Origin of the sequence: Lelliottia nimipressuralis, assembly GCF_004115925.1 — a bacterium.
In the GTDB taxonomy this organism is placed as follows: Bacteria; Pseudomonadota; Gammaproteobacteria; order Enterobacterales; family Enterobacteriaceae; genus Enterobacter; species Enterobacter nimipressuralis.
Genome location: NZ_SDDX01000019.1, coordinates 25,651 through 40,458 on the forward strand (window position 1 = coordinate 25,651; position 14,808 = coordinate 40,458).

Sequence of the window (14,808 nt, forward strand, 5' to 3'; positions counted from 1 at the left end):
ACCCCTTTGGTTAGCCTTGGTCGTTCTTGTCGTCAACCAGCGGGCTGGCGTCGTGTTTGGCTTTAATCTCTTCTTCTGCCAGTGGCGCAGGCTCGACTTCTGGTGTCACGAAGGTTTCCGTCGAGATAGCCAGCGGCTGACCAATTTTGGTCACGGACAGGCTTTGCAGAGAATCCACCAGATTCACTTTACCCGGCGCGAACAGGTTGATCACGGTAGAACCCAGTTTGAAGCGACCCATCTCCTGGCCTTTCAGCAGGGCAATCGAGCCTTCGTTTTCGCCAGCCGGCCATGTCCAGCGTTTGATTACACCTTCGCGTGGCGGCGTGATGGTGCCAGCCCAGACGGTTTCGATGCTGCCAACAATGGTAGCACCCACCAGAATCTGCGCCATGGGACCAAATTCAGTATCAAACAGGCAGATGACGCGCTCGTTACGGGCGAACAGGTTCGGGACGTTTTGCGCCGTCAAATGGTTCACGGAGAACAGATCGCCCGGCACGTAGATCATCTCACGCAGGATACCGTTGCACGGCATGTGTACGCGGTGATAGTCGCGCGGCGAGAGGTAGGTGGTGACAAATGAGCCGTTGCGGAACAGGTCTGCCATCAGGTAGTTACCTGCCAGCAGGGCTTCCATGCTGTAGTCGTGGCCTTTGGCCTGCAGGATTTTGTCTTCTTCGATTTTGCCAAGCTGGCTTATCACGCCGTCTGCCGGCATCACCAGCACATTCGGGTCGGTGTTCAGCGGACGAACGTCATCACGCAATGGGCGGACAAAGAAATCGTTAAAGGTGCGGTAGCTGGCGGTGTCCGGCTTCTGCGCCTCTTTCATGTCGACCTTGTAGTATTTAACGAACAGATCGATAACCAGCTTAGTCAGCCAGCCCGCTCGTTTGCTCGCGCCCCAGCCCGCCAGGCGGGTGAGCCATAGTTTAGGCAGAATGTATTGAAGCGAAAGTTTGAATGAGTTTAACAAGGTAGCCTCCAGGCCATTGTTTTGTCGTTCCTGATCCGGCTTCACAGCGCCGGAACCTGAAAAAAGGGGACGATTTTAGCGACGCTTAGCTTAGTTGTCAGTTATCAGAATCAGAAAAGTTTTTACGCGTTTTTACCTGGTCCATGCTTTCGAGGATGCGGTGGTAGTTGTAGAAACGGGTTTCGGCAATTTTCCCGTTTTCAACCGCTTCACGAATGGCGCAGCCAGGGTCGTTGTCGTGTTTACAGTCGCGGTATTTGCAAGCGCCTAAATAGTCATGGAATTCGACAAATCCATTGAAGATTTGTTCCGGCTCAAGGTGCCACAAACCAAATTCACGCACCCCTGGGGAGTCAATGACATCGCCGCCGTGTGGGAAGTGGTACAGGCGCGAGGCCGTGGTGGTGTGCTGACCCAGCCCGGAGTTGTCGGACACATCGTTGGTCAAGATCTCTTCCTGCAGCCCCAGAAGATTGTTTAACAGGCTGGATTTCCCCACGCCAGACTGGCCCGCAAAGATGCTGATGCGGTCGGTGAGCGCCTCTTCAAGCGGTTTCAGGCCATCTTTCTTGTGGCTGGAGACCATCAGCACGCGATAGCCAATATCACGGTAGATGTCCATTTGTTCGTTCACAAATGCCATTCCCTCGTCATCCAGCAGATCGATTTTGTTGAGCACGATCAGCGGCTCAACGTCCAGCGTTTCGCAGGCCACGAGATAGCGGTCGATAATATTGAGCGAAAGCTCGGGTAAGATCGCCGATACAATCACGATCTGATTGATGTTGGCAGCGATCGGTTTAACGCCATCGTAGAAGTCGGGGCGTGTCAGAACGGACGTGCGCTCATGAACCGCTTCGACGATCCCTTTTACGTTGACACCTTCGGACGCCGCTTTGCCTGGACGCCATACCACGCGGTCACCGGTCACCAGTGAACGGATGGTGCGACGAATGTTGCAGCGGTGGACGCTACCGTCGGCGGCTTCCACATCGGCGTGCATGCCGAAACGGCTGATTACCATGCCTTCGGTCGTTTCACCAAACAGGTTGTCGTCGTAATCGGGTTTCTCCGAAGTGGTCTTAAGACGGCGCTGATGGTTGGCACTCACACGGCGCTGTTGCCCTTTGGAGAGTTTATTTTTACTCAATCGTGCTGACTCCTGGTCGCCCGTATCGGGCAAAACCTCTATGATACACACTAATTAATACTAGTTAACCTGCTACTGCCGGTTATGCGAGAAGGGTGGAAAATAACATGAGCGCGGATGAAAACAACCTGATTTGGATTGATCTTGAAATGACCGGTCTGGATCCCGAGCGCGATCGCATCATTGAGATCGCAACGCTGGTGACCGATGCCAACCTGAACATTCTGGCGGAAGGCCCGACCATTGCGGTACATCAGTCTGACGAACAGCTGGCGCTGATGGACGACTGGAACGTGCGTACCCATACCGGCAGCGGACTGGTAGAGCGTGTGAAAGCCAGCACCCAGGGCGATCGCGACGCGGAGCTGGCGACCATTGAGTTTCTGAAACAGTGGGTGCCTGCGGGTAAATCACCGATCTGCGGTAACAGCATCGGGCAGGATCGCCGCTTCCTGTTTAAGTACATGCCGGAGCTTGAAGCCTATTTCCATTACCGTTATCTGGATGTGAGCACCCTGAAAGAGCTGGCGCGTCGCTGGAAACCGGAAATTCTGGATGGCTTCAAAAAGCAGGGCACCCATCAGGCGATGGACGATATTCGTGAGTCGGTGGCTGAGCTGGCGTATTACCGCGAAAACTTTATTAAGTTGTAAGTTTGCTGCCCGGCGCGCTTGCGCAGCCGGGTTTTTGCCGTTAAATTGTGCAGCTTGCCGATTAATTAGGCACTTGAACAGGATTTCAAAAAAATCGCTTTCAGGGGGGTTGCAGCTAAAAGGATTTCTCGTATAATGCGCCTCCCGTAACGACAGAGAATTACACGTTACGACAGCAACAAATTTTTGCGGGAATAGCTCAGTTGGTAGAGCACGACCTTGCCAAGGTCGGGGTCGCGAGTTCGAGTCTCGTTTCCCGCTCCAAATTTGAAAAGTATCGCAAGATGTACGCACCACCCAAGCGGGAATAGCTCAGTTGGTAGAGCACGACCTTGCCAAGGTCGGGGTCGCGAGTTCGAGTCTCGTTTCCCGCTCCAAATTCTTCTTCATACCCAGTTTATCCACAGCGAAGTGCTTCGTTGGGGACGCTTTCTTTTGTTTCTGACAAACTCTTGTGAACAGAGTTATCCACAGATCCCACTATTTTGCTAAAAGCCCAAAAACCTTCGCAGGGTGAACGGTATATTCATAACTAATTGAATATAAAGATAAAAATATCATTTCAAAATGTTATTGAGATCTCTTGACCTCTCTGCAAAGCCCGATGGTTGCTGACTTCATGATTTTATTCACAGGCTGTGAATAGTTCAGGCGTCGCGCACAAGCCCCTTTTCGATCACTCTCACCAGACGTTTTTTCTGAGGTAATTGCACGTCGACTACACAGGCGTTTCGCTTCTCAATTTGCTGCGCAATCGCCCATTCTATGTGTTCGTCGAGAAGTGGGTGCTCACCTCTGCGCTTTTCAAGCGCCAGAATATTGGCCTCGTCCCAGGGAGCATTTCCCAGCGCAACGGCAATATTTCTCAGCCAGCGCAGATGGCCGATACGTCGAATCGCCGAACCTTCGGTGATCCTGAGGAAATACGGTTCGTCCCAGGCAAACAGCTCCGTCAGTTTCGGCGCATGTAACGCTTTACGCGGACTAAAATCGTCTTCATCCGTGAGTTGCGAGTAGCGATTCCAGGGGCAGATGAGCTGACAGTCGTCACAGCCATAAATTCGATTGCCAATCAGCGGGCGGAACTCTTCGGGGATCGCCCCTTCGAGTTCGATGGTGAGATACGAGATGCAGCGGCGTGCATCCACAGTGTAAGGCTCGACAATCGCTCCCGTCGGACAGATGGTCATGCACGCCACGCAGCGACCACACCCTTCTTCGACCGGGCCGTCGACCGGCAGCGGCAAATCAATCAGCAATTCACCGAGAAAGAAGAATGAGCCTGCGTCGCGGCTGAGAATAAGTGAGTGCTTACCTGTCCAGCCAAGCCCGGCTTTTTCAGCGATAGGGCGCTCAAGAATAGGCGCAGAGTCGACAAAAGGTCTAAAATTCAGCGAGCCGCAGTGCTGCTGGATAGTTTCCCCGAGTTTTTTTAAGCGGTTACGCAGAAGCTTATGATAATCACGCCCAAGCGCATATCGGCTGACGTAACCCAGGGAGGGATCTTTCAGCGTGCGGGCAAACGCCGCGTTAGCGGGGAGGTAGTTCATGCGAACGCTAATGACGCGCAGGGTACCCGGTAAAAGCTCGTGGGGCCGGGCGCGCATCATCCCGTGACGCGCCATCCACTCCATTTCGCCGTGGTATTGTTTGTCCAGCCAGGCCTGTAGTTTTGGCTCGCTCGCGGAAAGATCAGTATCGGTGATACCGACTTTCTGAAAGCCAAGCTCAGCGCCCCATTGTTTAATGTTTTGCGCTAATTGATTGAGATCGAGGGGCTGTGACATGACGGACCATACGGTGAAGAAAATCCCCGCAAGTATACCACATTCCATTTGGCCTGCGGATGACCTGCGACGCGCTGAAAAAGAGGCGGCAGATAGCCTGGGCATTTCCCTGTATGAACTAATGCTTCGCGCGGGCGAAGCGGCGTTTCGCGTTGCGCGTGAAACCTATCCGCACGCCACTCATTGGTTGATTCTTTGCGGACACGGCAATAACGGCGGCGATGGCTACGTTGTGGCCCGACTGGCCGCCGCCGCTGGCCTGAATGTGACCCTGCTGGCACTGGAGAGCGACAAACCGTTGCCAGAAGAGGCGAGCGAAGCCCGGGATGCCTGGCTGAACGCCGGTGGCGTGATCCATGCTTCGGATATCGTCTGGCCAGAGGGTATCGATCTGATTATTGATGGTTTACTCGGTACAGGGCTGAACCAGACTCCGCGCGACAACGTTGCGACACTGATTGAACATGCCAACACCCATCCCGCTCCCGTAATCGCCCTGGATATTCCTTCGGGCCTGCTGGCGCAAACGGGCGCGACGCCCGGCGCGGTGATTCACGCCACGGCTACCGTGACCTTTATCGCCCTTAAACCTGGATTGTTGACCGGCAAAGCGCGCGATGTGGTGGGGACGCTTCACCATCATGCGCTCGGCCTGGATAGCTGGCTTGCGGGCCAGGAGACGTCGCTTTCCCGTTTTGATGCTTCCCAGCTTGCGCAGTGGCTGCCGCCGCGCCGTCCGACGTCCCACAAAGGCGATCACGGGAAACTGGTGATCATCGGTGGCGATCACGGCACGGCAGGGGCGATTCGCATGACCGGAGAGGCCGCTCTGCGGGCGGGCGCGGGTCTGGTGCGAGTGCTCACTCGCAACGAAAACATCCCGCCGTTAATTACCGCTCGCCCTGAATTGATGGTCAGCGAACTCACGCCGCACTCTCTTGAAGAGAGCCTGGCCTGGGCGGACGTGGTGGCGATAGGCCCGGGGCTGGGTCAACAGGATTGGGGCAAAAAAGCGCTACAGAAAGTCGAGAATTGCCGTAAACCGATGCTGTGGGATGCCGACGCGCTGAACCTTCTGGCAATCAATCCTGATAAACGTCACAATCGCATCCTGACGCCACACCCCGGCGAAGCCGCGCGGCTGCTTAACTGCAGCGTCGCAGAAATTGAAAGCGATCGCTTACTTTCTGCGCAGCGTCTGGTAAAACGTTATGGGGGTGTTGCGGTTCTGAAAGGGGCAGGCACGATAGTGGCCTGTGAATCTGGCGCGTTGGGCATTATCGACGCGGGCAATGCGGGAATGGCAAGTGGCGGAATGGGTGATGTGCTCTCCGGCATTATCAGCGCGTTGCTTGGACAGAAACTTACCCCTTATGATGCAGCTATTGCAGGCTGCGTGGCGCACGGTGCCGCCGCTGACAGAGTGGCGGCGCAGTACGGAACGCGCGGCATGCTGGCCACCGATCTTTTTGACACGCTGCGGCGTGTTGTTAACCCGGATGTGATTGACGTAGAAAATGACTAATCGTGTGATTGCTTTACCCGACGAGCAGGCAACTTTGGATCTCGGCAAGCGCCTGGCACTGGCCTGTGACGGTGCCACCGTCATCTATCTGTACGGTGATTTGGGCGCGGGTAAAACCACCTTCAGCCGGGGTTTTTTACAGGCGCTAGGCCACAAAGGGAATGTGAAAAGCCCGACCTATACCCTGGTCGAACCCTATACGCTCGACAATCTGATGGTATATCACTTTGATCTTTACCGTCTTGCGGACCCAGAGGAGCTGGAATTTATGGGTATCCGTGACTATTTCGCCAACGATGCCATTTGCCTGGTGGAGTGGCCGCAACAAGGTGCGGGTGTGTTGCCTGACCCGGATGTCGAAATTCACTTAGATTACCAGGCGCAAGGGCGTGAGGCACGCATCAGTGCAGTTTCCTCATCAGGCTGTTCCTTGCTGGCTCGTTTTGCCAGCTGAATGAAGGGATAACGGGATGATTAATCGCGTTAAAGGTTGGTTGTTGACCGCCACGGTGCTGCTGTGCGCGCAGGCCGGTGCGGCGAGCTTATCGGACATTCAGGTGTCCAACGGTGATGCGCAGGCGCGTATCACCTTCAGTTTTATGGGCGATCCCGATTACGCCTTTACCCAGGTTGATAAACGTAGCGTTGCGCTGGATATCAAACAGACCGGCGTGATCCAGGGGCTACCGCTGCAGTTTAGCGGGAATAACCTGGTGAAAAGTATTCGCTCCGGCAATGCAAAAGATCCTCAGTCCCTGAGACTGGTTGTGGATCTGACGCAAAACGGCAAAACCCGTGCGGTGAAGCAGCAAAATGGTGCTAACTACACCGTGGTCTTTACCATCAATGCCGATGTTCCGCCGCCGCCCCCTCCGCCGCCAGCGCCCGTCGTGGCACAACGTGTAGAGCAGCCGGTGGTCGCGCCGCGTCCTTCTGAACCGGCGCGGAATCCGTTCAAAGCGCAAAACGATCGTCTTACCAGCGTCACCAGCAGCAATACTGTGACGCGTCCTGCGGCGCGCGCCCGTGCGGTGTCGTCCGATGAGAGAGTGATCATTGCCATTGATGCCGGTCACGGCGGACAGGACCCTGGCGCGATTGGGCCGGGCGGTACGCAGGAGAAAAACGTCACGATTTCGATTGCGCGTAAGCTGCGGGCGTTGCTGAATGACGATCCGATGTTTAAAGGCGTCATGACCCGCGACGGTGACTACTTTATCTCTGTGATGGGGCGTTCCGACGTGGCGCGTAAGCAAAATGCCAACTTCCTGGTGTCGATTCACGCGGATGCCGCGCCGAATCGCAGCGCGACCGGTGCATCGGTGTGGGTGCTGTCAAATCGTCGTGCGAACAGCGAAATGGCGAACTGGCTCGAGGAGCATGAGAAACAGTCTGAACTGCTCGGCGGCGCAGGTGACGTACTGGCGAACAGCCAGTCCGACCCGTACCTCAGCCAGGCGGTACTGGATTTACAATTCGGCCATTCTCAGCGCGTCGGGTATGATGTGGCGACGAACGTGATTAGCCAGCTTCAGCGCGTCGGTGCGATTCATAAACGCCGTCCTGAGCATGCGAGTTTAGGGGTGTTGCGCTCACCGGATATCCCGTCGATTCTGGTCGAAACCGGCTTTATCACCAATAACGGCGAAGAGCGCCTGCTGGGCAGCGACAGCTATCAGCAGCAAATTGCCGATGCGATTTATAACGGTCTGCGCAACTATTTTGCCGCGCATCCGCTCCAGTCAGCGCCACAAGGGGGCGCGGGTCAAACCGCCAGCGCCGCCCTGCCTGGCGACATGAGCGCGACCAACTAAGGAGAGATCATGCCGATTCAGGTTCTGCCGCCGCAGCTTGCGAACCAAATCGCCGCCGGCGAGGTGGTGGAGCGTCCTGCATCGGTCGTGAAAGAGCTGGTTGAAAACAGTCTTGATGCGGGAGCCACCCGCATCGATATTGATATTGAACGCGGCGGCGCCAAACTTATCCGCATTCGCGACAACGGCTGTGGGATTAAAAAAGACGAGCTGGCGCTGGCGCTGGCGCGTCACGCCACCAGTAAAATTGCCTCTCTCGACGATCTGGAAGCCATTATCAGCCTCGGTTTTCGCGGCGAAGCGCTGGCCAGTATCAGCTCCGTTTCGCGTCTGACGCTCACCTCCCGCACCGCCGAACAGCAGGAAGCCTGGCAGGCATACGCGGAAGGGCGCGACATGGACGTGACCGTCAAACCCGCCGCGCATCCGGTGGGCACCACGCTGGAAGTGCTGGACCTGTTCTACAACACCCCGGCGCGGCGCAAGTTTATGCGCACCGAAAAAACCGAATTTGGCCACATCGACGAAATCATTCGCCGCATCGCGCTGGCGCGTTTTGACGTGACGATCAACCTGAGTCACAACGGCAAAGTGATGCGCCAGTATCGCGCCGTTGCGGAAGGCGGGCAGAAAGAGCGTCGCTTAGGGGCGATTTGCGGAACTGGCTTTTTGGAACAGGCGCTGGCAATTGAATGGCAGCACGGCGATCTCGCGATGCGCGGCTGGGTGGCCGATCCAAAATCCATGAACGCGGCGTTGGCGGAAATCCAGTATTGTTACGTCAATGGCCGCATGATGCGCGACCGTCTGATCAACCATGCGATCCGCCAGGCCTGTGAAGATAAACTCGGCGCGGATCAGCAGCCTGCGTTTGTTCTCTATCTTGAAATCGATCCGCATCAGGTGGATGTCAACGTACATCCTGCCAAGCATGAAGTGCGTTTCCATCAGTCGCGTCTGGTCCATGATTTTATCTATCAGGGCGTACTGAGCGTTTTACAGCAGCAGGCGGAAGCGGTATTACCGCTGGAAGAAGAGAGCGCCGCGCCGCGTCCGATCCCGGAAAACCGCGTGGCGGCTGGCCGTAACCAGTTTGCAGAACCCGCCGTTGCCCGTGAACCCGAAACCCCGCGCTATTCCTCGACCAGCCCGGCACCGCGCCCGAGCGGGGCGAATTACCCTCATGCGCCGGGTTATCAAAAGCAGCAGGGTGCGCTTTATAGCAAATTGCTGGATACTCCAGCCGTAGAGCGCAAAGAGCCCGTGGCGCCAGCGGCCCCCACACTGGAAGGCCACAGCCAAAGTTTTGGTCGGGTGTTAACCATCATTGCGCCGGATATGGCGCTGCTGGAGCGTGACGGGAAACTGGCTCTGCTGGCGTTACCGGTTGCGGAGCGCTGGCTGAAGCAGGCACAGCTGACGCCGGGGGCAAATGCGGCATGTGCTCAGCCGCTGTTGATTCCGGTTCGACTCAAAATTTCAGCGGACGAAGCCGGCCTTTTAAACCGTGCGAAAGCGCTGTTGGCGGAAATGGGCATCGAATTTGTGTTAGAGGCACATCATGTGACGATTCGCGCGGTGCCTTTACCCTTACGCCAACAAAATTTACAAAACTTGATTCCTGAACTGATAGGCTACCTGGCGCAGCAAACGACCTTTGATGCCACCAATACCGCGCAGTGGATCGCCCGTCATTTAGCGAGTGACCATCATCCGTGGAATATGGCGCAAGCCATTACCGTATTGGCCGAAGTTGAACGTCTTTGCCCTCATTTGGTCAAAGCACCGCCGGGTGGTTTATTGCAACGTGTTGATTTAGATTCGGCGATGAATGCCCTGAAAAATGAGTGATGTGAGTAAGGCGAGCCTGCCAAAGGCGATTTTTTTAATGGGCCCAACGGCCTCGGGTAAAACCGCGTTAGCCATTGAGCTACGTAAAGTTTTGCCAGTAGAGTTGATTAGCGTCGATTCCGCCCTTATTTATCAAGGGATGGATATCGGCACGGCGAAGCCAGACGCAGAAGAACTGCGCGCGGCACCGCACCGACTGCTGGATATTCTCGACCCGTCGCAGGCGTACTCCGCAGCGGATTTCCGCCGCGATGCGCTGGCGCAAATGGCCGAGATCACCGCAGCGGGCCGGATACCGTTGTTAGTTGGCGGTACCATGCTCTACTTCAAGGCGCTGCTGGAAGGGTTATCACCCTTGCCATCCGCAGACCCTGAGGTGAGAGCCAGAATTGAGCAGCAGGCGGCAGAGCAGGGATGGGGCCCGTTGCACAAGCAGCTGGAGGAAATTGACCCGGTTGCCGCAGCACGGATTCATCCAAATGATCCGCAAAGGCTTTCCCGGGCACTGGAAGTTTTTTTCATTTCGGGTAAAACTTTAACGGAACTGACGCAAACGTCAGGAGAGGCTCTGCCGTATCAGGTGCATCAGTTCGCCATCGCCCCGGCGAGCCGTGAACTGCTCCATCAACGAATTGAGCAGCGTTTTCATCAGATGTTAGCTTCAGGTTTTGAAGCAGAAGTGCGGGCGCTATTTGCTCGCGGAGATTTGCATACGGACATGCCTTCCATTCGTTGTGTCGGATACCGCCAGATGTGGTCATACATTGAAGGTGAGATCTCATACGATGAAATGGTTTATCGAGGTGTTTGCGCCACCAGACAGTTAGCGAAACGCCAGATAACCTGGTTGCGCGGTTGGGACGGTATCCACTGGTTAGACAGTGAGAAGCCAGACCAGGCGTACAATGAAGTTTTACAGGTTGTGGGTGCTATCGCAGACTGAATGTGTACAATTAAGTCGTATCGTGCGCAATTTTTCAGAATCGCAAGGTTCTAAGTACATAACAAGCATATAAGGAAAAGATAGAATGGCTAAGGGGCAATCTTTACAAGATCCGTTTCTGAACGCATTGCGTCGTGAACGTGTTCCAGTTTCTATTTATTTGGTGAATGGTATTAAGCTGCAAGGTCAGATTGAGTCTTTCGATCAGTTCGTGATCCTGTTGAAAAACACGGTCAGCCAGATGGTTTATAAGCACGCTATCTCTACTGTTGTTCCGTCTCGTCCAGTATCTCATCACAGCAACAACGCTGGCGGCGGCACCGGTAGTAACTACCATCATGGCAGCAACGCACAGGGCTCTTCTGCTCCTGCGCAGGACAGCGAAGAAACCGAATAAGGTAACGGGCTGTTTTTCCACACGGGGAGCCAGGTTTCTGCGTTCCCCGCTGATTTATTTTGAGGATAATACGCTTGTTTGACCGTTATGATGCCGGCGAGCATGCGGTACTGGTACACATCTATTTTACGCAAGACAAAGATATGGAAGATCTCCAGGAGTTTGAAGCTCTGGTCTCTTCCGCCGGTGTCGAAGCATTACAGGTGATTACCGGTAGCCGTAAAGCGCCGCACCCAAAGTTTTTTGTTGGTGAAGGTAAAGCAGTCGAAATTGCGGAAGCCGTAAAAGCAACCGGCGCGTCCGTCGTGCTGTTTGACCATGCGCTATCTCCGGCTCAAGAGCGTAACCTGGAAGCCCTGTGCGAATGTCGTGTTATCGACCGTACCGGACTGATTTTAGACATTTTTGCTCAACGTGCACGTACCCACGAGGGGAAATTGCAGGTTGAGCTGGCGCAATTGCGTCATCTGGCCACGCGTCTTGTGCGCGGCTGGACCCACCTTGAAAGGCAAAAAGGCGGGATTGGTTTACGCGGTCCGGGTGAAACCCAGCTCGAAACCGACCGTCGACTGCTGCGCGGCCGTATTACCCAGATCCTCTCACGTCTGGCAAGAGTTGAAAAACAGCGTGAGCAAGGACGTCGTTCGCGAACCAAAGCTGACATCCCAACGGTGTCGCTGGTGGGGTATACCAACGCCGGTAAATCCACCCTGTTTAACCAGATCACTGAGGCCAAGGTTTATGCCGCAGACCAGTTGTTTGCGACCCTTGACCCGACGCTGCGTCGCATTGACGTTGCGGATGTGGGTGAAACAGTGCTGGCGGATACCGTAGGGTTTATTCGTCATTTGCCACACGACTTGGTGGCCGCGTTTAAAGCCACACTGCAGGAGACGCGTCAGGCGACGCTGCTGCTGCATATCATCGACGCTGCGGATGTTCGTGTGCAGGAAAACATCGACGCTGTGAATACCGTGCTCGAAGAGATCGATGCGCACGAGATCCCAACGCTTCTGGTGATGAACAAAATCGATATGCTGGACGATTTCGAGCCGCGTATTGACCGAGATGAAGAGAACAAACCGATTCGGGTCTGGCTTTCCGCTCAGACCGGTGTCGGTGTGCCACTACTTTTCCAGGCTTTGACAGAACGTCTTTCTGGTGAGGTGGCTCAGCACACGCTGCGTCTGCCGCCACAGGAAGGCAGGCTGCGCAGCCGGTTTTATCAGCTTCAGGCGATAGAAAAAGAGTGGATGGAGGATGACGGCAGCGTGGGGATGCAGGTGCGTATGCCGATCGTTGACTGGCGTCGCCTCTGTAAACAAGAACCTACGCTGGTGGACTACGTCGTCTGACCAGATAAAGGTGCACGAGCCTGAAAATTCGCCCTTGCATAACAAATATGGAGCATATACATGGCGTGGAATCAGCCCGGTAATAACGGACAAGACCGCGACCCGTGGGGAAGCAGCAATAATCAAGGCGGCAACTCTGGGGGAAATGGCAACAAAGGTGGTCGCGAGCAGGGGCCTCCTGATCTGGACGATATCTTTCGCAAGCTGAGCAAAAAGCTTGGTGGTTTCGGTACAGGTAAAGGTTCTGGCTCGGGTGGAAATTCCACTCAGGGTCCGCGCCCGCACATGGGTGGCCGCGTAGTGAGCATTGTTGCTGCTGCTGTGGTCATCATTTGGGCTGCCAGCGGGTTCTACACCATTAAAGAAGCTGAGCGCGGTGTGGTCACTCGTTTCGGTAAGTTTAGCCATCTGGTTGAGCCGGGCCTGAACTGGAAGCCAACGTTCGTGGATAACGTGACTGCGGTAAACGTGGAATCGGTACGCGAACTGGCGGCGTCTGGCGTGATGCTGACCTCTGACGAGAACGTGGTGCGCGTTGAGATGAACGTGCAGTACCGCGTCACCGATCCGCAGCACTATCTGTTCAGTGTGACCAGCGCCGACGACAGTCTGCGTCAGGCTACCGACAGCGCCCTGCGTGGCGTGATCGGTAAATACACCATGGACCGTATCCTGACCGAAGGTCGTACCGTTATTCGTAGCGATACCCAGCGCGAGCTGGAAGAGACCATCCGTCCGTACAACATGGGTATCACCCTGCTGGACGTCAACTTCCAGGCCGCTCGTCCGCCGGAAGAGGTTAAGGCCGCTTTCGATGATGCAATTGCCGCGCGTGAAAACGAACAGCAATACATCCGTGAAGCTGAAGCTTACACCAACGAAGTTCAGCCTCGTGCCAACGGTCAGGCGCAGCGTATCCTCGAAGAGGCGCGTGCGTATAAGACTCAGACCATCCTGGAAGCCCAGGGTGAAGTGGCTCGCTTCGCGAAGCTCCTGCCGGAATATAAAGCTGCCCCGGAAATTACCCGTGAGCGTCTGTATATCGAGACCATGGAGAAAGTGTTGAGCCACACCCGTAAAGTGCTGGTGAACGACAACAAAGGTGGCAACCTGATGGTGCTACCGCTGGACCAGATGCTGAAAGGCGGTAATGCGCCTGCGGCAAAACAGGATAACAGCGGAGCAAACAATCTGCTGCGTCTGCCTCCGGCATCCAGCAGCAATTCCAGCGCCAATACCACGTCTTCTTCAAGCGATGGTGACATCATGGACCAACGCCGTGCCAACGCACAGCGTAACGACAGCCAGCGTCAGGGGGAATAACGATGCGTAAGTCAGTTATTGCGATTATCATCATTGCGCTGGTCGTACTTTATACCTCCATCTTTGTGGTGAAAGAGGGCGAGCGCGGGATTACCATGCGTTTCGGTAAAGTCCTTCGTGACGATGAAAACAAACCGCTGGTCTTTGAACCGGGTCTGCACTTCAAGCTCCCGATGATTGAATCAGTGAAAATGCTCGACGCTCGTATCCAGACGATGGATAACCAGGCCGATCGTTTTGTCACTAAAGAGAAAAAAGACCTGATCGTCGATTCTTACATCAAATGGCGTATCAGCGACTTCAGCCGTTACTACCTGGCAACCGGCGGCGGTGACGTTTCTCAGGCCGAAGTGCTGCTGAAACGTAAGTTCTCTGACCGTCTGCGTTCTGAAATTGGTCGTCTGGATGTGAAAGACATCGTGACCGACTCCCGTGGTCGTCTGACCCTGGAAGTGCGTGATGCGCTGAACTCCGGTACTGCGGGCACGGAAGACGAAGTTGCGACGCCAGCAGCGGACGATGCGATTGCTAAAGCGGCTGAGCGTGTTCAGGCTGAAACCAACGGCAAAGTGCCGGTGATCAACCCGAACAGTATGGCGGCGTTAGGTATCGAAGTGGTCGATGTGCGTATCAAGCAGATCAACCTGCCTGCGGAAGTGTCCGAAGCGATTTACAACCGTATGCGCGCTGAGCGTGAAGCGGTTGCCCGTCGCCACCGTTCACAGGGTCAGGAAGAAGCTGAGAAACTGCGTGCGACAGCGGACTATGAAGTGACGAAAACGCTGGCAGAATCCGAACGTCAGGGCCGCATTATGCGCGGTGAAGGCGATGCGGAAGCCGCGAAACTGTTTGCCGATGCATTTAGCCAGGATCCGGATTTCTATGCCTTTATCCGTAGCCTGCGTGCGTATGAAAACAGCTTCCAGAGCAACCAGGATGTGATGGTGCTCAGTCCTGACAGCGATTTCTTCCGTTATATGAAGACGCCAGGCAACGCCACGCGATAAACTCCTTCTCGTTTGAGTTATCAA

At 55.1% G+C, this 14,808-nt stretch carries 13 protein-coding genes and 2 tRNA genes; 12 read left to right on the forward strand and 3 right to left on the reverse strand.

Going from position 1 to position 14,808, the window contains the following annotated elements; genetic code table 11:
- Positions 1 to 10: 10 nt before the first annotated feature.
- Together asd and rsgA are read right to left on the reverse strand one after the other, a co-directional pair.
- A complete protein-coding gene (asd, locus tag ETG88_RS14890; RefSeq protein WP_129035672.1) occupies positions 11 to 979 on the reverse strand; it encodes an archaetidylserine decarboxylase in 969 nt (322 codons plus the stop codon).
- 97 nt (positions 980 to 1,076) lie between these two features.
- The gene (rsgA, locus tag ETG88_RS14895) at positions 1,077 to 2,129 is read right to left on the reverse strand and encodes a small ribosomal subunit biogenesis GTPase RsgA (protein ID WP_102104432.1); all 1,053 of its coding nucleotides are present in this window, start codon (positions 2,127 to 2,129) and stop codon (positions 1,077 to 1,079) included.
- Between the two features lie 107 nt (positions 2,130 to 2,236).
- On the opposite strand from rsgA, the gene orn reads away from it, so the two are divergent.
- From orn to ETG88_RS14910, 3 genes are all read left to right on the forward strand, one after another.
- The gene (gene orn / locus ETG88_RS14900) at positions 2,237 to 2,782 is read left to right on the forward strand and encodes an oligoribonuclease (RefSeq protein WP_100777902.1); all 546 of its coding nucleotides are present in this window, start codon (positions 2,237 to 2,239) and stop codon (positions 2,780 to 2,782) included.
- Positions 2,783 to 2,970: 188 nt separating this feature from the next.
- Positions 2,971 to 3,046 (forward strand) — tRNA-Gly (locus ETG88_RS14905).
- A 37-nt stretch (positions 3,047 to 3,083) separates the two neighbouring features.
- Positions 3,084 to 3,159 (forward strand) — tRNA-Gly (locus ETG88_RS14910).
- 270 nt (positions 3,160 to 3,429) lie between these two features.
- On the opposite strand, the gene queG is transcribed toward ETG88_RS14910, so the two are convergent.
- The gene (gene queG / locus ETG88_RS14915) at positions 3,430 to 4,569 is read right to left on the reverse strand and encodes a tRNA epoxyqueuosine(34) reductase QueG (RefSeq protein ID WP_129035673.1); all 1,140 of its coding nucleotides are present in this window, start codon (positions 4,567 to 4,569) and stop codon (positions 3,430 to 3,432) included.
- Between queG and nnr the strand changes: the two genes are divergently transcribed.
- The 9 genes from nnr (at position 4,568) to hflC (ending at position 14,784) form a co-directional block, all read left to right on the forward strand.
- A complete protein-coding gene (gene nnr, locus ETG88_RS14920; RefSeq protein WP_129035674.1) occupies positions 4,568 to 6,094 on the forward strand; it encodes a bifunctional ADP-dependent NAD(P)H-hydrate dehydratase/NAD(P)H-hydrate epimerase in 1,527 nt (508 codons plus the stop codon). The two genes, queG and nnr, sit on opposite strands and share 2 nt — an antisense overlap.
- Positions 6,087 to 6,548: a tRNA (adenosine(37)-N6)-threonylcarbamoyltransferase complex ATPase subunit type 1 TsaE gene (gene tsaE / locus ETG88_RS14925; protein ID WP_129035675.1), complete on the forward strand. Its 462-nt coding sequence runs from the start codon at positions 6,087 to 6,089 to the stop codon at positions 6,546 to 6,548. The genes nnr and tsaE overlap by 8 nt, the downstream gene beginning before the upstream one ends.
- A gap of 16 nt (positions 6,549 to 6,564) precedes the next feature.
- Positions 6,565 to 7,908: an N-acetylmuramoyl-L-alanine amidase AmiB gene (gene amiB / locus ETG88_RS14930; protein ID WP_129035676.1), complete on the forward strand. Its 1,344-nt coding sequence runs from the start codon at positions 6,565 to 6,567 to the stop codon at positions 7,906 to 7,908.
- Positions 7,909 to 7,917: 9 nt separating this feature from the next.
- The gene (gene mutL / locus ETG88_RS14935) at positions 7,918 to 9,759 is read left to right on the forward strand and encodes a DNA mismatch repair endonuclease MutL (RefSeq protein WP_129035677.1); all 1,842 of its coding nucleotides are present in this window, start codon (positions 7,918 to 7,920) and stop codon (positions 9,757 to 9,759) included.
- Positions 9,752 to 10,702: a tRNA (adenosine(37)-N6)-dimethylallyltransferase MiaA gene (gene miaA, locus ETG88_RS14940; protein WP_129035678.1), complete on the forward strand. Its 951-nt coding sequence runs from the start codon at positions 9,752 to 9,754 to the stop codon at positions 10,700 to 10,702. The genes mutL and miaA overlap by 8 nt, the downstream gene beginning before the upstream one ends.
- 85 nt (positions 10,703 to 10,787) lie before the next feature.
- On the forward strand, positions 10,788 to 11,099 hold the full coding sequence (hfq, locus tag ETG88_RS14945; RefSeq protein WP_006810391.1) for an RNA chaperone Hfq: 312 nt from the start codon (positions 10,788 to 10,790) through the stop codon (positions 11,097 to 11,099).
- 74 nt (positions 11,100 to 11,173) lie between these two features.
- Positions 11,174 to 12,454: a ribosome rescue GTPase HflX gene (hflX, locus tag ETG88_RS14950; RefSeq protein WP_100777896.1), complete on the forward strand. Its 1,281-nt coding sequence runs from the start codon at positions 11,174 to 11,176 to the stop codon at positions 12,452 to 12,454.
- Positions 12,455 to 12,514: 60 nt separating this feature from the next.
- Positions 12,515 to 13,777 (forward strand): FtsH protease activity modulator HflK, encoded by a 1,263-nt coding sequence (gene hflK, locus ETG88_RS14955; protein WP_100777895.1) that lies wholly within the window; start codon positions 12,515 to 12,517, stop codon positions 13,775 to 13,777.
- Positions 13,778 to 13,779: 2 nt separating this feature from the next.
- Positions 13,780 to 14,784, forward strand: coding sequence for a protease modulator HflC (hflC, locus tag ETG88_RS14960; RefSeq protein ID WP_100777894.1), 1,005 nt, complete (start codon positions 13,780 to 13,782; stop codon positions 14,782 to 14,784).
- The last annotated feature ends 24 nt before the right edge of the window (positions 14,785 to 14,808 follow it).